The sequence below is a fragment of the Amycolatopsis dendrobii genome, assembly GCF_014145675.1.
Taxonomy (GTDB): Bacteria; Actinomycetota; Actinomycetes; order Mycobacteriales; family Pseudonocardiaceae; genus Amycolatopsis; species Amycolatopsis dendrobii.
In genome coordinates this window covers 118,119-135,494 of sequence record NZ_JACGZW010000002.1, presented here as the reverse complement: position 1 = coordinate 135,494, position 17,376 = coordinate 118,119, and the positions used below count along the sequence as shown (strand labels likewise).

20 protein-coding genes and 1 tRNA gene are annotated in these 17,376 nt (G+C 67.3%); 10 read left to right on the top strand and 11 right to left on the bottom strand.

Annotation, left to right across the window (positions count from 1 at the left end):
* Positions 1 to 131 precede the first annotated feature (131 nt).
* The gene (locus H4281_RS04725) at positions 132 to 524 is read left to right on the top strand and encodes an AMP-binding enzyme (RefSeq protein ID WP_182889652.1); all 393 of its coding nucleotides are present in this window, start codon (positions 132 to 134) and stop codon (positions 522 to 524) included.
* Here the strand turns inward: H4281_RS04725 and H4281_RS04720 are convergent.
* Complete coding sequence (locus H4281_RS04720; RefSeq protein ID WP_182889651.1) at positions 462 to 1,049, bottom strand: TetR/AcrR family transcriptional regulator; 588 nt, start codon at positions 1,047 to 1,049, stop codon at positions 462 to 464. The two genes, H4281_RS04725 and H4281_RS04720, sit on opposite strands and share 63 nt — an antisense overlap.
* 100 nt (positions 1,050 to 1,149) lie before the next feature.
* Here H4281_RS04720 and H4281_RS04715 point away from each other — a divergent pair, with 100 nt between their 5' ends.
* Together H4281_RS04715 and H4281_RS04710 are read left to right on the top strand one after the other, a co-directional pair.
* Positions 1,150 to 2,196 carry an FAD-dependent oxidoreductase gene (locus H4281_RS04715; protein ID WP_182889650.1) on the top strand — a complete coding sequence of 349 codons (1,047 nt, stop codon included), beginning with the start codon at positions 1,150 to 1,152 and terminating at the stop codon, positions 2,194 to 2,196.
* Positions 2,193 to 2,810, top strand: coding sequence for a DUF3159 domain-containing protein (locus H4281_RS04710; RefSeq protein ID WP_182889649.1), 618 nt, complete (start codon positions 2,193 to 2,195; stop codon positions 2,808 to 2,810). The genes H4281_RS04715 and H4281_RS04710 overlap by 4 nt, the downstream gene beginning before the upstream one ends.
* Positions 2,811 to 2,823: 13 nt before the next feature.
* Here the strand turns inward: H4281_RS04710 and H4281_RS04705 are convergent, their stop codons facing one another.
* Positions 2,824 to 3,201, bottom strand: a complete 378-nt coding sequence (locus H4281_RS04705) for a WapI family immunity protein (RefSeq protein WP_182889648.1) — start codon at positions 3,199 to 3,201, stop codon at positions 2,824 to 2,826.
* Between H4281_RS04705 and H4281_RS04700 the strand changes: the two genes are divergently transcribed.
* Positions 3,196 to 3,519: a hypothetical protein gene (locus H4281_RS04700; protein ID WP_182889647.1), complete on the top strand. Its 324-nt coding sequence runs from the start codon at positions 3,196 to 3,198 to the stop codon at positions 3,517 to 3,519. The two genes, H4281_RS04705 and H4281_RS04700, sit on opposite strands and share 6 nt — an antisense overlap.
* 52 nt (positions 3,520 to 3,571) lie before the next feature.
* Here H4281_RS04700 and H4281_RS04695 read toward each other — a convergent pair.
* Together H4281_RS04695 and H4281_RS04690 are read right to left on the bottom strand one after the other, a co-directional pair.
* Positions 3,572 to 3,644, bottom strand: a tRNA-Arg gene (locus H4281_RS04695).
* A gap of 16 nt (positions 3,645 to 3,660) precedes the next feature.
* Positions 3,661 to 4,281 carry a TetR/AcrR family transcriptional regulator gene (locus H4281_RS04690; RefSeq protein ID WP_312872051.1) on the bottom strand — a complete coding sequence of 207 codons (621 nt, stop codon included), beginning with the start codon at positions 4,279 to 4,281 and terminating at the stop codon, positions 3,661 to 3,663.
* A gap of 71 nt (positions 4,282 to 4,352) precedes the next feature.
* Here H4281_RS04690 and wzt point away from each other — a divergent pair, with 71 nt between their 5' ends.
* On the top strand, positions 4,353 to 5,099 hold the full coding sequence (wzt, locus tag H4281_RS04685) for a galactan export ABC transporter ATP-binding subunit Wzt/RfbE (protein WP_182889645.1): 747 nt from the start codon (positions 4,353 to 4,355) through the stop codon (positions 5,097 to 5,099).
* 21 nt (positions 5,100 to 5,120) lie between these two features.
* Here the strand turns inward: wzt and H4281_RS04680 are convergent, their stop codons facing one another.
* Both H4281_RS04680 and H4281_RS04675 read right to left on the bottom strand, forming a co-directional pair.
* Entirely contained in the window at positions 5,121 to 5,990 is an 870-nt protein-coding gene (locus H4281_RS04680) for an SDR family oxidoreductase (RefSeq protein WP_182889644.1), read from the bottom strand.
* Positions 5,991 to 6,031: 41 nt separating this feature from the next.
* On the bottom strand, positions 6,032 to 6,547 hold the full coding sequence (locus H4281_RS04675; RefSeq protein ID WP_182889643.1) for a pyridoxamine 5'-phosphate oxidase family protein: 516 nt from the start codon (positions 6,545 to 6,547) through the stop codon (positions 6,032 to 6,034).
* Positions 6,548 to 6,873: 326 nt separating this feature from the next.
* On the opposite strand from H4281_RS04675, the gene H4281_RS04670 reads away from it, so the two are divergent.
* On the top strand, positions 6,874 to 8,115 hold the full coding sequence (locus H4281_RS04670) for an LCP family protein (protein ID WP_182889642.1): 1,242 nt from the start codon (positions 6,874 to 6,876) through the stop codon (positions 8,113 to 8,115).
* Positions 8,116 to 8,225: 110 nt separating this feature from the next.
* Positions 8,226 to 9,494: a putative lipid II flippase FtsW gene (gene ftsW, locus H4281_RS04665; protein WP_182889641.1), complete on the top strand. Its 1,269-nt coding sequence runs from the start codon at positions 8,226 to 8,228 to the stop codon at positions 9,492 to 9,494.
* 86 nt (positions 9,495 to 9,580) lie between these two features.
* Here the strand turns inward: ftsW and H4281_RS04660 are convergent, their stop codons facing one another.
* Together H4281_RS04660 and H4281_RS04655 are read right to left on the bottom strand one after the other, a co-directional pair.
* Complete coding sequence (locus H4281_RS04660; protein ID WP_182889640.1) at positions 9,581 to 10,747, bottom strand: AAA family ATPase; 1,167 nt, start codon at positions 10,745 to 10,747, stop codon at positions 9,581 to 9,583.
* Positions 10,741 to 11,700 (bottom strand): RNA polymerase subunit sigma-70, encoded by a 960-nt coding sequence (locus H4281_RS04655; RefSeq protein ID WP_182889639.1) that lies wholly within the window; start codon positions 11,698 to 11,700, stop codon positions 10,741 to 10,743. Before H4281_RS04655 ends, H4281_RS04660 begins: the two co-directional genes overlap by 7 nt.
* A 74-nt stretch (positions 11,701 to 11,774) precedes the next feature.
* Here H4281_RS04655 and H4281_RS04650 point away from each other — a divergent pair, with 74 nt between their 5' ends.
* Entirely contained in the window at positions 11,775 to 12,335 is a 561-nt protein-coding gene (locus tag H4281_RS04650; protein WP_182889638.1) for a TIGR03086 family metal-binding protein, read from the top strand.
* Here the strand turns inward: H4281_RS04650 and H4281_RS04645 are convergent.
* On the bottom strand, positions 12,332 to 13,318 hold the full coding sequence (locus H4281_RS04645) for a methyltransferase (RefSeq protein WP_446680381.1): 987 nt from the start codon (positions 13,316 to 13,318) through the stop codon (positions 12,332 to 12,334). The two genes, H4281_RS04650 and H4281_RS04645, sit on opposite strands and share 4 nt — an antisense overlap.
* Before the next feature lie 290 nt (positions 13,319 to 13,608).
* Between H4281_RS04645 and H4281_RS04640 the strand changes: the two genes are divergently transcribed.
* Together H4281_RS04640 and H4281_RS04635 are read left to right on the top strand one after the other, a co-directional pair.
* A complete protein-coding gene (locus tag H4281_RS04640; protein ID WP_182889636.1) occupies positions 13,609 to 14,241 on the top strand; it encodes a TetR/AcrR family transcriptional regulator in 633 nt (210 codons plus the stop codon).
* A gap of 55 nt (positions 14,242 to 14,296) precedes the next feature.
* Positions 14,297 to 14,959, top strand: a complete 663-nt coding sequence (locus H4281_RS04635; RefSeq protein WP_182889635.1) for a TetR/AcrR family transcriptional regulator — start codon at positions 14,297 to 14,299, stop codon at positions 14,957 to 14,959.
* On the opposite strand, the gene H4281_RS04630 is transcribed toward H4281_RS04635, so the two are convergent.
* Together H4281_RS04630 and H4281_RS04625 are read right to left on the bottom strand one after the other, a co-directional pair.
* Positions 14,960 to 16,273: an MFS transporter gene (locus tag H4281_RS04630; RefSeq protein WP_182889634.1), complete on the bottom strand. Its 1,314-nt coding sequence runs from the start codon at positions 16,271 to 16,273 to the stop codon at positions 14,960 to 14,962.
* A gap of 32 nt (positions 16,274 to 16,305) precedes the next feature.
* Positions 16,306 to 17,310, bottom strand: coding sequence for a glycoside hydrolase family 113 protein (locus tag H4281_RS04625; RefSeq protein WP_182889633.1), 1,005 nt, complete (start codon positions 17,308 to 17,310; stop codon positions 16,306 to 16,308).
* Positions 17,311 to 17,376 lie beyond the last annotated feature (66 nt).

The window sequence follows — 17,376 nt, the reverse complement described above, 5'->3', positions numbered from 1 at the left end:
ATGCTCCGCCGCGACGTCCCGATGGCTGTCTTCGCTTGAGGCGCGCGCCCGCGAGCAGGTCGGACTCCCATTCGATGGTGCCGTGCGCGAGGGCTTCGCGCAGGACGCCGCTGCTGGCGTCGTAGTCCCCTTTGAGCGCCTCCACGCGCGCCGGCGTCGGCGTTGAACTGGACGACGGCGGGTACTGGATGCCGTTGTTCGTCACGCTGACCGACGGGGCCCGGCTCGATGAGCCGCTGCGGCAACGGATCCTCGCGGCCATCCGCCGAGGCGCTTCGGCACGGCATGTTCCGGACGAGGTCATTGCCGCGCCAGGGATTCCGCATACTCGGACCGGGAAGAAGCTGGAGGTTCCGGTGAAACGACTGCTGCTCGGCGATGACCCGGATGCTGTGGTCGATTCCGGCAGCGTCGACCAGCCTGAGCTTCTCGACAGGTATCGGCGCTTCCAGCACCGCCGCTCAGCCGTCCGTCAAGCAGCGCTGCACGAGCGGTCCGAACCGGCTGACCAGCTCGTCGATTGACGCTGACGCCATCGGCTCGATCCGCACGACATACCTCGCCACGGCGATGCCCAGGAGCTGGACGTTGACCATGCCCGCCCGGAACGCGGCGTCCGGGGTGTCCAGCAGGTTCGCCAGCCGCCCGGTGATCTCCCGGTCGATGTATTCGCGGAGAAGGGCGTCGGCTGGATCGCCTGCTCGGCTGAGCATGGCCAGTGGGGTCCGGCCCGAGGCGTCCAGGTTCTTCACGAGAGTCCGGACGATGCGCTCGCCGAGGCCGTCGAGCCCGCCGGCGAAGACTTCCTCGAGAGCGGGCGGGACCTGGGCGGACATCTCGATCGCCGCCGCGAAGAGGCCCTGTTTGGTGCCGAAAAAGTAGAACACCATCCCGGGGTCGACCCCCGCCTCGCCCGCGACCGCGCGCACCGTGGTGCCGCCGTAGCCGTGCTCCCGGAACAGCGCACGTGCCGCGTCCAGGATCCGCTGCTTGCTCTCCGCCCCGCTTCGCCAGCGTCCGGGCCGGGCGGGGGAACTCTGTTCTGTCATCGCCCCGGCGAGTCTAGCCGAGTTTTCTTCATCATTGGTGGAGTTTACCGGCGAGCCGCGCTAGCCTGAACTTCATCAGCGATGAAGAAACGGGGTTGTGATGAAAGTGATCGTGATCGGCGCAGGTCTGGGCGGCTTGACGCTCGCACAGGGACTGCGCCGGGCGGGGATCGACGTAGCCGTATACGAGCGAGACGGCGCGCGGGGCCGGACGCAAGGAGTAAGCCTGCACGTCGACGACCGAGGCACCGCGGCGCTGCAGGGTTGCCTGCCCTCGGCGCACGTCGCGATGATCGACGCCACCATGGGCGGCCCACGCGAACAGACTCTCTCGCTGTCCGAAGTGGACGGATCCCTAGCCGTCGTCGGAGTTGAGCCATCCGTCGCGAGGCCTGGGCGGCAGGCGCATCGTCCGTTGCTGCGAGCGATCCTGCTGACCGGATTGGAGGTTCGCTTCGGGACCGAGTTCACGCGATTCGAGCAACTTCCGGACGGCCTGGTCCGGGCTTGGTTCGCCGATGGCAGCACCGACACTGCCGATGTCCTGGTCGGCGCGGACGGGATCGGTTCCGCAGTCCGTCGGCAATACCTGCCGCAGGCACAGGTGATCGACACCGGACGACGCATGCTCATGGGCGCGACCGCTCTGCGCCTGACACCGGAATTGCCCGACCTGATCGGCGACAACCCCGCCGTCGCACGGATACCCGACACCACGATGGTGGTGGCAGCGCTGCGCTTCACCTCGCCGCCAACCGTGGCGCGACAACGGTTTCTGCCCGCGCTGCCCCACAGCGCGGTCGCCCTTGAGGACTACCTGATGTGGGCTTTACCCGGCCCGGCCGGGGATCTTCCTCGCGCCTTCCAACGGATCGTCGACAAAGCGTGGCCAGAGATGACGTCCGAACTGCGCACCGGGACGATCCCGCCGATCCCCGCCTGGCCCGCCAGCCCGGTGACGGTCCTCGGCGATGCCATCCGTCTAGCTCCGGGCTTCGGCGGCAACCTCGCCATGCGAGATGCGCACCGCCTTTGCCTGGCACTGGCCGAAGCGGACCGCGGGCAACTCCCCCTGCTCGACGCGATCGGCTCCTACGAAGACACGATGCGCACGTCCGTGCCCGTCCCGGCCAAGGCGCGCCGATGAGACTCGCGCTTCTGACCGAGAAGTCGTTGTCCTTGTTCGCTGCGGTGGGCGGGTGGCGAACGGTCGCCGAAGGGGTCGCGTCGCGGGTGGTGTTCCTGATCGCCTACCTGGTGACCGGTGAAATCCTGACCGCGGAACTAATCGCGGTCGGCGGAGTGGTGGTGTTCGCCGTGATACGCGTGTTCACCGACCGAAAGTACTGGCAGGCGGTGATCGGCTTGGCGATCACGGGATTGTCCGCTTTGCTGGCCGGGCGCACTGGGCAGGCAGTCGACTTCTACCTGCCCGCGGTGCTCATGCAGGTGGCCGGAGGCGCTGTGTTCCTGCTGTCGATCCTCGTGCGGTTGCCGTTGGTCGGAGTAGTGCTGGGAGCAATGCGAGGGGAACGGTTCGGTTGGCGTCGGGACCCCTTGCAACGGCGGCATTATCAGCTGTGCACGGGGATCTTCTTGGCGAAGTTCGTTGTCGTCACCGCGGTGTTGGTACCGCTGTACACGCGCGGGCTGGTGACTCCGCTGGCGATCGCCACCTTGCTGAGCGGCGCCCCGGCAGCGGGATTCTGCGGTTATCTTTGCTGGCGGGTTTTGCGGGCCCAGGGTGCGCTGGCCCGCTGAGTTTGCTTGGCCGTCAACGTATTTCGAGCAAACCGTCGCGGAGAGCGGGCAGGTAGGTCTGGTCGGTCTCCGCTTCGATCCGCAGACTTGCCCACGGCTGGTTGATCTCGATCTCGATGTCGACATGCCCGCCGCTGCTCATGGCTAGCTTGACCGAAAAGTCAACGCGGTAATCGCCATTGAGTTCGGCAGTACCGGCCAGGTCCTGCCACATGCGGTCAACTTCGTCAGCGAACCGCTCAAGGTCACCTGCGTCAAGCCAGGAATCGCGGACAGCGCTGAAACCTTCACGGGTAGCGCTGATGACGACCTGCTGGAAGCCGTCCCGACTGGGAGCAGCTTGAATCGCGAGCGACACTTCGCCCGCTCGCCAGGTCATCTCGGAGTGCATTCGAGCAGCGTAGAGCTGTCATGTGATTGCGCGGTACGGCTTTTCCTTGCCCGGCCCGAAGCGGCGCGCGCCTTGAACATGAAAGGAAACTCCGAACACAGTGGCCACGCCAGTGGCACGCCGTTCAAGGGTCTGCATCCGCACGACTTCCGACGCTATGTCGCCGCCGTGCTAGACACCGCCGGCCTGACGGCCAGGGAAGTCGCGGACCACGAAGGCATCAGCAGGACTACATGGAGCGCGGCGTGGTCGGCGATGATGCCGGTCCCGCGCTCGGCGAACGGGCGGGACATCGAACCGCCCAAGGACGAGAGTTAAGCATGGGCTCGGCGAAAATGAGCCCCGGACACCTCATTGACCAGCAAAGATGTGCCCCCGGCAGGATTCGAACCTGCGACACCGGCTTTAGGAGAGCCGTGCTCTATCCCCTGAGCTACGAGGGCCGTCGTGCGTTGCAGGCTACATCCTAGCGGGGCCCGCGGGCGGTGAGGTCAGGTACGCCAGTGCCATCTCCGCCGCCTCCTCCGCCCACGTTTCCCATGGACGGTCGTCCGGCCAGAATCTGCTGGTCGCGGCGCGGTGGACGCAGGCGCCGATGATCGTTCGGGCGGCCATTTTCAGGCTCTCGACCTCCGGCGGGGTGAGCGGCAGGGCTTCCAGCAGGGCGTCTTGGATCGCGGACAGAGCGGCCAGGCCGCGGTCTCGGCCGTCGGAGCGTTGGGCGTCCAGGAGTTCCGGGAAGATCCGGTCGTGTTCCTCGAAGGTCTGCGCCAGGGCCGCTACGAAGGCGGTGATGATCGAGCGGAGGTCCGGGGGCGCTGAGCGGAGAGCGTCTCGGACGCTGGTTTCCAGCTCGGTCAACAGCCGGTCCTTGACGGCGCGCAGCAGTTGTTCCTTGCCGTCGAAACGACGGTAGATCGTGCCGACCGACATGCCTGCTCGCGAGGCCACCGCGGCGACAGTGAAGGACTCCAAGCCCTGCTCGGCGAGGACTTGTTCGGCGGCGGTCAGGAGTTTCTGCAGCGCGGCGCGGCTGCGGGCTTGTTGCGGCGGGCGGAAGCCCTCGCTCGTTTCGCTCACTCGCGGCACGTTACTGGTAGCGTCGCGCATATGCGAATGATAATTTCGGTTCGCATCCAGGAGGGGGAGCCATGGTCAGCATCGAGGTGCGCAACGCCTACGTCGACTTTCCGATCTTCGACGCCAAGACCCGGTCATTGAAGAAGCGCGTGCTCGGGAAGGTCGGGGGCAAGATCGACGGCGGAGCGAAGGTGCCGGTGATCGAGGCGCTGCGGGACGTGTCGTTCCGGCTTGGCGAGGGTGATCGGGTCGGGCTGGTGGGGCATAACGGGGCTGGGAAGTCCACGTTGTTGCGATTGTTGTCCGGGATCTACGAGCCGACCCGCGGCGGCCGGAAGGTCACGGGGCGGGTCGCGCCGGTGTTCGACCTCGGGGTCGGACTGGACCCGGAGGTGTCCGGGCTCGAGAACATCCTGATCCAGGGGCTCTTTCTGGGGATGAGCCGGCGGCAGATGGCCAAGCGGGTCGAGGAGATCGCGGAGTTCACTGAACTGGGCGACTATCTCGAACTGCCGTTGCGCACCTACTCGGCCGGCATGCGGGTGCGGCTCGCGCTCGGGGTGGTGACCACGATCGATCCGGAGATTCTGCTGCTCGACGAGGGACTCGGCGCGGTCGACGCCGCGTTCCTCGCCAAGGCGCGCGATCGGCTCAAGGACCTGGTTCGGCGGTCGGGGATTCTGGTGTTCGCGAATCACTCCGACGAACTGCTCGCGGAGTTTTGCGATACCGCGCTGTGGATGGACGAGGGGCAGGTCCGGCAGCACGGTTCGTTGTCCGAGGTCCTTGCCGCCTACAGCGGGAAGCCTGCGGCTTAGCGCGGGAGCGACAGTCCGCGCTCAGTTGCCTTGTGTTTCCTCGAAACAATGCCGGTGCGCCGTCGCGAACTCGCGGAAGCTCCGCGGCCGCTGGCCGGTGACGTCCTCGACCGTCGAGGTCACGGTTTCCGCGCCGCCGTCCAGGTACGTATTGCACACCTCGACCAGCGCCCTGGCGTGAAACGAGGACATTCCGGCTTCGGCCAACGCGGAAAGTGCTTGCTCGTTCGACATTCCGCGGTATGCGATCGGACGGCCGAGCACTTCGGACAGCACTGCCGCGGCCTCGTCGTACGTCAGCGCCTCGGGACCGCTGAGCGCGTACGCCTTGCCTGCGTGGCCGTCCTCGGTCAGCGCTCGAAACGCCACGCGGGCAACGTCTTCGGCGTCCACGAAGGCGATCGGGCCGCGGATCAGCGGGCTGGCGAAGAAATTCCCGGAGCGGATGGTTCCGGCCCAGTTTCCGGAGAACGCCTGGAGATAGAAGTTCGCCCGGAGAAATGTCCAGGACAGCGGCGAGGTTTCCAGCATCCGCTCGACCGGACGGTGCAGCCGGGCGATCGGCGTGAGTTCCTCGTCCGCCCGCCACAGCGACTGTTTCACCACGTGCGAGACCCCGGCGGACACGGCGGCTTCGACCACATTGGACTCGTTGCCGGTCTGCCCGGGGCTCATCGCGCCCAGCAGGAACACCTTCGACACCCCGGCCAGCGCCGGTTGCACGGTGGCCGGATCGGACATTTCGACGGTGACCGCGTCAATTCCGTCCGCGGCGGCTTTCTTGGCCTTCTCGGCGGAATGGTAAGCGGCCCGGAACGGCACCTCGGCCGCGCGCAACTGCTTGACCAGCGCCGATCCCACGTTGCCGCTCGCACCCGTCACCAGAATCATGCGCCCCCGCCTTCGCGTGTAAGACGAGGCAGTCTAGTGGATCAGCGACCGTCCGCCGGGACAGCTTCCGCCTCCGCCCGGCGCTGCACCAGTTCCGCGACCGCCGAAGGCAGCGTGGTTTCGAAGTCGATGAGCTTCGCCCAGGTCGGCGTGACCACGACGCGGACCATGCCGTCGACGTACAGCGAGCGGATTTCGGCCTCCCATTCGACCCGCTGCTCGGCCGTCATCTCGTAGGAGCCGTTCATTTCGAGGTACTCATCCGGGATTCCGTCGACGTAGTCCAGCTCGACGCGGCCGCGGACGAGGAGGATCTTCGGCGGATGCGATTCGGTGTCGATGGTCAGCGCGACCATCGGGTTCGCCCGCAGCGACGGCAGTTTCGGAGCGTTCTTGGTGGTGCACAGGACGATCTCAGCACCATTCCAGCTGAACGCGATCGGGACGCTGCGCGGCGTGCCGTCCTTCGCGACGTAGGCCAGCCGGGCGATGTCACGGGCGAGCAGCTCACGGCTGTACGGGCGGTTCAGGACCTCGGCGACTTCCTGCGGTTCCATGACGGTCTCCTTCTCGGTCTGCGGCCTCGCTGTCGGCCAGGTGCTGCGGGGACGGAGCCGGGACGGCGTTCTCGACATTACCTCGGCAGTGACCTGAGCCACACTGATGACTAAAACACTTGTACAAGTGATTGACAGTTATCCGGCGGATGGCGTTGAGTACCTCCAGAGCCCGGAGAGGCGGGAGGCGCGGGCGATGACACTCGTCGTCGTGAAGCCCGGTCTACCGGCTCTGGGTTAACTCTGCGTGAGCTTCGTTCTCAGCGTGTACACAGCGTGTGTGCAGAACAGTGGTTAACCATGACGCCCCGGCACCGGAAGGCCTGATGACCGACCCTCACGACAGACGTGCCGCCGCATCCCGCAGTGCGGCGGCACGTGGCGTCGCCGCCCGCGCCGCGGCCCGGCGAAGGCGGATCACCGGCCGGGTCGCGCTGGCCCTCGCGGCCGCGCTGACGCTCTCGCTGACCGGGTACGGCTGGGCGGCCTACCACGGCGTCGTGTCCGGGCTGCAGGTTTCCGACGTGCTCGACGGGCAGTCGACCTCCAGCGGCGGCGACACCAACATCCTCATCATGGGCCTCGATTCACGGCTCGACGAGAACGGCAACCCGCTGCCGAAGGACATCTACAACTCGCTGCACGCCGGGGACCAGCAGGACGGCGGCTACAACGCCAATGTGCTGATGCTGCTGCACGTCCCCGGCGACGGCGGCAAGGCGACCTCGATCTCGATTCCGCGCGACGATTACGTTCCGCTGGCGGGCTGTCCGGACAACGTGTGCAAGGGCAAGATCAAACAGGAATACGGGCTGGCGTTCGACGAAAAGGCCAAACAGCTCGTCTCGCAGAATGTCACCGACAAGTCCCAGCGCGAGCAGCAGGCCCGGGACGCGGGCCGCCGGGCGGAAATCGACACCGTGCGGAAATTCCTCGGCGACGTCCCGATCGACCATTTCGTCGAGGTCACCCTCGTGGCGTTCTTCGAGATCGCCCAGGTCGTCCAGCCGATCACGGTGTGCCTCAACGAGGACACCCAGGACAGCTACTCGGGCGCGAATTTCCGCGCGGGCCAGCAGGAGATCAGCGCCGAACAGGCCGTCGAATTCGTCCGGCAGCGCCGCGACAACGTGCATCCTTCGCTCAATTTCACCGACCTCGACCGTGAACGCAGGCAACAGGCGTTCATCGCCTCGCTGGCCTATCAGCTCAAACAGGGCGGGACTTTCACGAATCCGGCGAAACTCCAAGGGATCATGGACGTCGCGAAGCAGAACACCGCGGTCGACAGTTCGCTGGACCTGCTCGCGCTCGCGAAGCAAGCATCCAGCCTGACCGGCGGGAATGTCAGTTTCGTGACTCTTCCGGTCGATCATTTCGGCAAGAGCCCGTCCGGCGAAGACGTCAACTTCGTGAATACCGGGCAAATTCAGTCCCTGGTCGCGCAACTGCTGAGCGGTGCTCCGGTGCCGACGCCGGCCGCGTATGTGACCCCGATGACGCACAGCAGCAGCGTTCCCGCTCCCCCGCCCGCGTTGAGCGGCGGCGGAATCCCTTGTGTGAAATAACTTCAGCGAGGAAACCCCGCGCGCCTCAATGTCCTATCAGGACGGTTAGGGCATAATCGGCCCGGCGCGTTCATTCCCCGCGCCGAAAATCGGCGGACGGCGGTGCGCGAGTGGCTACGACACGGAACAGACGAACCCGGGTTCCGGTCGCGATCGTCGGCTGGCTCTCCCGGCCGCTGGCGTCGTTCCACCTCGTGCTCGCGCTGTGCGGGCTGCTCACGCTGCTCGGCGTGATCATGGTGCTGTCGGCGTCCTCGGCGCAGCCGGGCGGCGTGTACAGCACGTTCCAGAAACACGTCATTTTCGTCCTCATCGGCCTGGTCGCCCTGTGGGCCGGGCTGCGGGTTCCGTTGCGGCGGATCAGGTCCCTCTCGCCGATGCTGATGCTCGTGACACTGGCGATGCTCGCGCTCGTGCTCACCCCGCTCGGCGCGAAGGTGAACGGCGCGCAGCGGTGGTTCGCGCTCGGACCGCTGACGCTGCAACCGGTCGAGGTCGCGAAGGTCGCGTTGACCCTGTGGGGCGCGCACATTCTCGTGGTGAAAGCCCGGCTGCTGCACCACTGGCGACACCTGCTGGTGCCGCTCGTGCCGGTCGCGCTGCTGATGTTCGCCCTGGTCATGGCGCAGCCGAACCTCAGCGGGACGATCTCGCTCGGCATCGTGCTGCTGTCGCTGCTGTGGTTCTCCGGCGCGCCGGGACGCCTCTTCGGCGCGCTGCTGGCCGGCGGAGTGGCCGGATTCGTGGTGCTCGCGCTGGTCGCGGACTACCGGCTCGCACGCGTGCTGTCGTTCCTCTCCCCCGACGCGGACACCTCCGGTGCCGGGTACCAAGCGGTGCAGGCGCAGTACGCGCTCGCCGAGGGCGGGTTGTTCGGGGTCGGGCTCGGCCAGGGCGCGTCGAAGTGGAAGTACCTGCCGAACGTGCAGAACGACTTCATTTTCGCGCTGATCGGCGAGGAACTCGGCTTCCTCGGCTGCGCGGTGGTGCTGCTGCTGTTCGGCGGGCTCGCGCTGGTCGGCCTGCGGATCGCGACGCGCAACCTCGACCCGTGGATCCGCATCGTCGCCGCGACGATCACCGTGTTGCTGGTGGCGCAGGCGGCGGTCAACATCGGGTACGTGGTGAACGCGCTCCCGGTCACCGGGGTGACGCTGCCGCTGGTGTCGTACGGCGGGACGTCGCTGATCGTGACCATGTTCCTGTTCGGCGTGCTCGCCAGTTGTGCCCGGCACGAACCCGCGGCGGTGGCGGACTTGAACCATCTGGGGCCGGGGAAGATCGGGCGGATCCTGCGGTTGCCGGTGCCGGAGCCGTACCGGCCGGTCCGGACGCCGGGAAAGCCGACTCGTGCGCGTCGACCAGTTCGGCCTCGCTGATCAAGGTGCGCTCGCCGGGTGCCGGGACGCGGGTTGACGGCTGCGGGCTGACCCCGGCGAGCGTTTTCTCGCCATCACGCCAGGTTTCACCGTTTCGGCCAATGCCAAGCCGGTTGGTCCAACCTCCCCTGCCCAGCCACCACAGTCGCACCAAAGTCCTTCTCCAGCTCCAAAACCGAAGCGTCCTCGAGAAACCGCACCAGCAGCTGGGAGTGCGACACCACCAGCAGTTGCGTTTTCTTCGCCGCAGCGGTGATCAACGCGGCCAGCGCTGGCAGCAGGTCCGGGTGCAGGCTCGTTTCCGGTTCGTTCAGCACCAGCAGCTCCGGCGGGCGCGGGCTGAGCAAAGCCGCGGCCCACAGCAAGAAGCGCAGGGTTCCGTCGGAGAGTTCGGCGGCGCTGAGGGGGCGGAGCAGACCGTGTTGGTGGAACCGGAGGTCGAAGCGGCCGTCGGTGGTGGCTATTTCCACCGACGAGCCGGGGAACGCGTCGTCGATTGCGGCGGTCAGGGCGTCGGCGTCGGCGGATTCCTGGATGGTGCGCAGGGCCGCGGCCAGGTCGCCGCCGTCGTGGTCCAGGGCCCAGGTTCGGGTGCCGATGCGGCTTTGCCTCCCTGGGGCGTCGGCGTCGGTGCGGAAGTGGTCGTAGAACCGCCACGCGCGGACTCGGTCTCGGACGATCAGGAGTTCCGGGCAGAGGCGAGGGTCGGCGAATTCGCTCAGCATGCTGTCGGTGAGGGCGATCGAGTGGCCGCTTTCGACCCAGGCCCCGGACTCGTCGCGGATGCGGACTCTCGTACCGGAGCGGTCGGCCAGCAGCGCGGACGGGCGCAGTACTGGGCCGTGCCAGACGCATTCGCGTTTGTATTCCGGGTCCAGGTTGAAAGCCGTTGGAGAGGGCTCGCGGCTGGGCACGGGCAGGCCGAAATCCAGGGCGTAGCCGAATTCGTCGCCGGAATAGCCGAGTCGCAGGCCGACCGCGGTGGTTCGTTGCAAGGGTTGCACTGGTGACCGGCCCTCGCGGACGGCGCGGCCGATCTTTTCCGGGCCCGCCCACAGCGTTGACGGCAGGCCGCCTTCTCCGGCAAGGGCCGCGACTGCGCCGTTGCGGCCCGCGTCGGCTAGCAGGCGTAGTGCGCGGTACAGGCTGGACTTGCCGGTGCCGTTCGCGCCGACGATCACGGTCAGCTGCGAAAGCGGCAGCACCAGGTCACGCAGCGAGCGGTAGTTCTGGATCGCCAGGGTGGTCAGCACACCGTCACCTCCGCGGGCTGGCCGAAGCGCGGGAACAACTCGGGTTCGAGGAACCACGTGACGGTGCGGATTCGGTCGCCCCACGGTGCGAGGACGAGGATTCCGGCGGGATAACCCACCGTTCCGTCGGGTTCCGTGAGGTAGCAGGCGAAGGCTGGCTGGGTGTTGGCACGCGTCGGGAGCAGTCGGAATCGTCGGGTGCCGCGCCATTGCCCGAACCTGGTGAGGAACGCGGTGACGGCTTCGCGGCCGACGTACTCATGCGGAGCGGGCGGCATGGCGAGCCAGCCGTCGTCGGTCAGGAGGGCGACTACTCCTTCGACGTCGCCCTCGCTGAACGCGTCCGCGAACCGTTGCGCGATCTCCCGTTCGCGCGGTGCTGGCGGAGCAGGTTCGACGGTCTGCCGCAGCTGGGCTCGCGCACGTTGCAGGGCGCCTTTGACCGCGGTGGAGCTGGTGTCCAGCAGGTCGGCGACCTCGGCGGTCGAGTAGTCGAGCACGTCCCGGAGCACGAGGACGGCGGCTTGGCGCGGCGGGAGTTTCTGCAAGGCCGCGACGAATGCCAACTCGAAGGTTTCCTTGGCGCTGTACTGCGTGGCGGGGTCGTCCGGGGCGGGCTGCAGCCAGGTCACTTCGGTACGGCGCGTGGGCTCGGTCGGGGTGAACGGCGGCGACGGTTCGGCCGGGACGCGACGGCCGGCGTCGCGGAGGGCGTTGAGGCAGCGGTTGGTGGCGATCCGGTACAGCCAGGAGCGCACGGACGCGCGACCGGCGTAGCCGTCCAGCCCGCGCCAGGCGGCGAGGAGGGTCTCTTGCAGGAGATCTTCGGCGTCGGTGAGGGAACCGAGGATGCGGTAGCAGTGCACTTGCAGCTCGTGCCGATAGGGCTCGACCAGCTCGCGGAAGGCGTGCGCGTCTCCGGCGCGTGCGCGATCGAGGATGTCCTGGCCCACTCTCGCATCCTGCCATCGTTCCGTTTCCGGGGCGGGCGGTGTCTGTACTGGTGACCCCTGAGAAAGGCGAAACGATGAACCCTGTCGACGATCTGGCCGCGGTCCTCGATTCCACCAGCGCGCTGGTCGCGGGCGTGTCTCGCTGGGACGCGCCGACGCCGTGCCCGGAGTGGACGGTCCGCGAACTGGTGAACCATCTGGTCCTCGGGCACCGGCTGTTCACCGCCGTCCTGCGCGGCGAAGAGGGCGGCTCGCTGGACCCTCGTACCTTCGACGCGCTAGGCGACGACCCGGTGGCGGCCTATCGGGACGCCGTTGCCGGTCTGCTCGCGGCGTTCCGGCAGCCGGGGGTGCTGGAACAGGTTGTCGAGGTCCCAGCCGGGACGGTTCCGGGGATCGCCGCGGTGCAGCTGCGGATCGTCGAGGAACTCGTGCACGGCTGGGACCTCGCGCGCGCCACTGGGCAGGAGGCGAAGTTCGACGACGCCATGGTGGAGCGGGAAATCGCGTTCAGTACGGCGAAACTCGCTGATCTTCCGCCGGAGCGAAGCCCGTTCGCGCCGCCAGTGCCGGTCGCCGAGGACGCGCCGCCGTTGGATCGGCTCGTCGCGTTGCTCGGACGGTCGCCGCGTTAGGCGACGCGGAATTCCAGGAGACCTCGCTGGTCGGTCAACGGGATGGCCGATTCCAGGACCAAACCTGCCGAATCGGCGAGGGTGCGGAACTCTTCCACCCGTCGTTCACGGCCGCCGAAATGGACCAGCATGACCAAGTCCATTTCGGTGCGCGCGTGAATTCCGCTGACCGCTTCGATGGCGAGAATCCGGCCGGACTGTCCTGCCGCCTCCGCGCACCGCTTCAGGACGAGGCGAGCGTTCTCGTCGTCCCAGTTGTGCAGGATGTCCACCAGGACATAGGCATCCGCACCAGCTGGAAGTGGATCGAAGAAGCTGCCGCCGCGGACCTCGACCCGGTCAGCGAGCCCGCGGGCAGCGAAGGCAGCGCGGGCCTCGCTCGCGGTCGGTTCGAGGTCGATCAGGTGGGCGCGCAATTTCGGATTGGCATCGAGGATCGCGGCGAGCAAATCTCCTCGACCGCCGCCGACGTCGACCACCGTGGCAAAAGAAGACCAGTCTATTCCGGCGACCACTTGCGGAATCTCCGTGCGGAACCGGTTCGTCATCTGCTGGTCGAAGGACTTCCGCAAATGCGGCTGTTCGGCGAGATCGGCCCAGAAATCCTTGCCGTAACGACGGGAGTATGCCGCCTCGCCGGTCCGGATGCTGTGCGCCAACTCGACGAAAGCGAGTTCGGCGCGACCGGCGGCACGGTCCAGGTGCAGGAGGTTGGCTACCCCGTTTTCCTTGTCCTGACAGAGATTCGCGCCGTACGCGGTCGTCAGGTAGCCCTCGTCGGTGCGCTCGACCACGCCGAGGGTGACCAGGTGGCCGAGCAGGACGTCGAGCGCGATCGGCGAGAGATCCAGTTCAGCGGCGACATCGTCGACGGTGCCAGGGGCGCGCAGCCGGTCGGGCAAGCCGAGCGTTACCGCGACTCGCAACGCCATCGGGGTCGCCAGACTGGCAGCACGGAGGAGGTGGTTCGCGTCATCACTCACGTGACCCCACTTTGCCATCCTGGTCAACCGATTTTCCGGGCATACAGCGGTATCGGCGAATTCCGCGAACCAGCCGGACGGCTGATCGCCCGCTCCGGTCGAAGCGTTCGCCGGCGAGGTCGGAGTACACAGTGGACACAATCGCACCGAAGAAGAGCGGTCTTCGATTCTCCCTGCAAGGCAACGAAATCCGGAAGCAGACAACCTGACAGAAGATCCGGACTATTTCGTCCGCTTATCCAAGCTAGCCTAAGCTGACGGGCAGTGTCCAGGCACCGCGAGGAGAACCGATGTCCCGCCCGCGCAAGGTCCGCAAGGACGCGGAGGCCAACCGTGAACGGCTGCTGTCCGCGGCTGCCGCGGCGATGCTTCGCGAAGGCCGGCATGTCCCGCTGGCCACCATCGCCGCCGAGGCCGGTCTCGGGATCGGCACGCTCTATCGCAGCTACGCCGACCGCGACGCGTTGCTCCAAGCGCTGGAGCACCGCGCGTACGGCCTGCTCAACAACCTGCTCGACCAGATCGACGACGACAGCACCGGCCTGGAGCAGGTCCGCCGCTACCTCGAAGGCACCGTGGACATCGCCGACCAGCTCGTCCTTCCGCTGCACGGCGCGCCTCCGCTGGTCACCCCGGAAGCGGTAGCGGCCCGGAAGTCGATTTACCGACGGCTCGAGTTCTTCCTCGCGACCGGCCGCGAGGACGGCAGCATCCGCGGTCCGGTCAACGCCACCGATCTCATCGCGTTCAGCACCCTGCTCACGCAGCCGAAGGCGTCCGTTCTCGACTGGACTCACCTGGCGAGACGGCAGATCGCGCACTTCCTCAACGGCCTCGCGGCCGAGGGGCCGATCGAAGTGCCTGGTCCCGCTGTCGAGCGCGACGAGGTCGAGCGAGCCTTCGAAGACCGGATGAACAGTTAGAAGGTCTTCCGAACGATCGGCCATGTTACCGTCGGGCGTCGTCAAGGAGGTGGGGATGCCCGCAGCAGGCACCCGCAAACCGATGCGCGAACGGTTCCGCGAGCAGGTGCGCGAGGAGGTCAAATCCGCCGCACTCGACCAGCTCGCGGCGGGGGGCGCGCAGGCGATCTCCATCAACGCCATCGCCAAGCAGCTCGGCGTGTCCGGCCCGGCGCTGTACCGCTACTTCTCCAGCCGCGACGAACTGCTGAACGTCCTGGTCATCGACGCGTACAACGACCTCCGCGAGGCCATGGCGCAAGCTCTCGGCACCGACGCACCGGACGCGGAAGCGCGGATCCGGCTGCTGGCCGCCGCCTACCGGGGTTGGGCCCGCGAAGAGCCGCACCGGTACGAATTGCTGTTCAAGGCACCGTTCCCCGGCTACGACGCGCACGCCAAACCGCTCGCCGACGCGGCCCGCGGGCTGATGGGCGTGGTGCTAGGGGTGTTGCACGACCCCGACACCGGCGGAAAGCCGTATGACAACGAGGAAGTGCTCGACGCCCGGCGCGCGAACACCGAGAACCATCAGCTGGCAGTCGCGTTGTGGTCGCGGCTGCATGGCTTTGTCAGCCTCGAAATCGGCGGCGGCTTCACCGCGATGGGCCTCGACGCCGACGCGTTGTTCGAGACCGAAGTACAGGTGCTGACCGACCGGGTCCGCCGCGCCGGCTGATCACCGGCGGGACGCGCGTGGCTTCGCCCCCAACGCCACTGCCAGCACGGCTCCGGCGACCATGCACGCGCCGACCACCCACAAACCGGTCCGCTGCGTGCCGGTCAAGTCGCGCAGCCAGCCCGTCACGTACGGCGCGACGAACCCGCTCAGGTTGCCCAGCGCGTTGATCAACGCGATCCCGCCCGCGGCCGCCGCGCCGGACAGGAAGTTCGAGGGCAGTGCCCAGAACGTCGGCAGCGCCGCGCACACGCCCATCGCGCAGATGGTGACCGCGGTCATGGTGGCGTAAGGGTTTCCGAGGTACAGCGCGACCGGGATCGCCGCGCCGCCGACGAGCATCGGCAGCGCGACGTGCCACGTCCGTTCCCCGGTCCGGTCGCCGTGGCGCGCCCACGGGACCATCACCAGCGCACCCGCGACGTACGGGATCGCGTTCACCAAACCCGCCTGCAACACGGTGAGTTTCGTGCCGAACTCCTCGCCGAACCCGGCGATGATCGTCGGCAGGAAGAAGCCCAGCGCGTACAGGCCGTAAACCACCGCGAAGTACACGAAAGCCAGCCCCAGGATCCGCGGATGCGTGAGCGCTTTCCGCAGCGGCCAGTGGTGTTCGGCTTCCGTGGCGCGGCGTTCGGCGTCGAGTTCGCTGGTGAGCCAGTCGCGCTCCTCGGCCGACAGCCACTTCGCGGTTTCCGGCCGGTCGCTCAGGCAGAACCACGTGACGACCGCCAGCAGGATCGCCGGAATGCCTTCGACGAGGAACATGAACCGCCAGCCGGACAGCCCGAAGATGCCGTGCCCGCCGCTGATCAGCAGGCTGGAGACGGTCGAGCCGATCGCGCTCGAAACCGGCACCGCGCACATGAACAGCGCGACCGCCTTCGCCCGCTGCGCCGCCGGGAACCAGTACGTCAGATACAAAATGATGCCGGGGAAGAACCCCGCTTCGGCAACGCCGAGCACGAACCGCAGCACCACTAGCGTCGTGGTATTCGGCACGAACGCCATCGCGACGGCCACCGCGCCCCAGGTGATCATGATCCGCGCGATCCAGCGGCGCGCGCCGAACCGGTGCAGGGCGAGATTGCTCGGCACCTCGAGGATCAGGTAGCCGATGAAAAAGATCCCGGACGCGAGCCCGAACGCCGTCGCGGTGAGGCCGAGTTCCTTGTTCATCCCGTTCGGACCGGCGAACCCGATGTTGACCCGGTCCAGGTAGTTGACGAAGTACAGCAGCATCAGCAGCGGCATGATCCGTACCGCCGCCTTGGCCATGACCCGGTTGCCCAGTGCGCTCGTCTTCGTCGACATGTCCGGATCTCACCCGCCCGGACCCCGCTGAGTCAAGGTTTCGCGTAATGCTCGGCGACCGCCGCGAACGCCTCCTTCGGTTCCCAGTTCAGCCCCGGGTACGCCGTGCCCGACCCGACCTCCAGCATCCGCACCAGCCCGAAGCTCGCGAGGTCGAGCTCACCGGGGTAGTTGTAGAGCGCGAACAGGAACACGAACGCGCTGTCCACTCCCTCCGCGTCGAAGATCTCCAGCAGCTCGCGCAGATACGCGGCCTGTCCGGCTTCGTCCCGCTCGTACTCGCCGTCGATGCGAAGCGGATCGCCGGTGTCCTTGTCGTACTCGACGATTTCCATGCTTCGCGGCGCGACGTCGCCGGATCCGCGCCAGGTCGCCGTGCCGAAGCCGGTGATCGCGACCGGTTTCCCTTGCGCCACCAGCGTTCGCACGCCTTGCTGGAAGACGTCGGCGACCTCGGCGGAGCGGATGAGCTCCACCGTGACGAAGTCGAACCGGCTCCAGTCCACCTGCTCGAACTGGATGCACGCGTAGGTGACCGGGCCGTGGAACCGTTCCCGCACGATCTTGACCGCGGTGTCGAGGAACGGGTCGAGCCGTTTGCCCACCTCGGCCAGCCGTTCGGCGCGGCCCTCCGGTTCGGCGAGCAGCAGGCTGACGCGTTCGGCGGTGTCCTTGCCCGGCAGGAAGCCTTCGTTCATCACGCTCAGCTCGACGCCGGTGACGAACACGACCTTCGCCCCGGTGGCGCGCAACCGTTCCGCGCGGGTGGCACAGTCGGCGAAAAGGGCGAGCATCTCGTCGCGGGACTGCTCCAGCGGATACGGCGAGAACCACACCTCCAGCCCCAGTTCGGCGGCCCACCGCGAGGCCTGCTCCAGCCGATCCGGATCGCCGCCGACGACGTGCACCGCGGTGCAGTGCAGGTCGTCGCGGATGATCGCCAGTTCGCGTTTCACCACCTCCGGTTCGAAGCTCTCCCTCGACGACCGTCCATTGCGGACGAATCCGGTCTCGTACGTCATTCCCTTGCCGCGCATGGCGGTTTCCTCTCGTTCGGGGACGCCGCCCACCCTACGCACGAAACTTGCGTACACGCAAGTTTG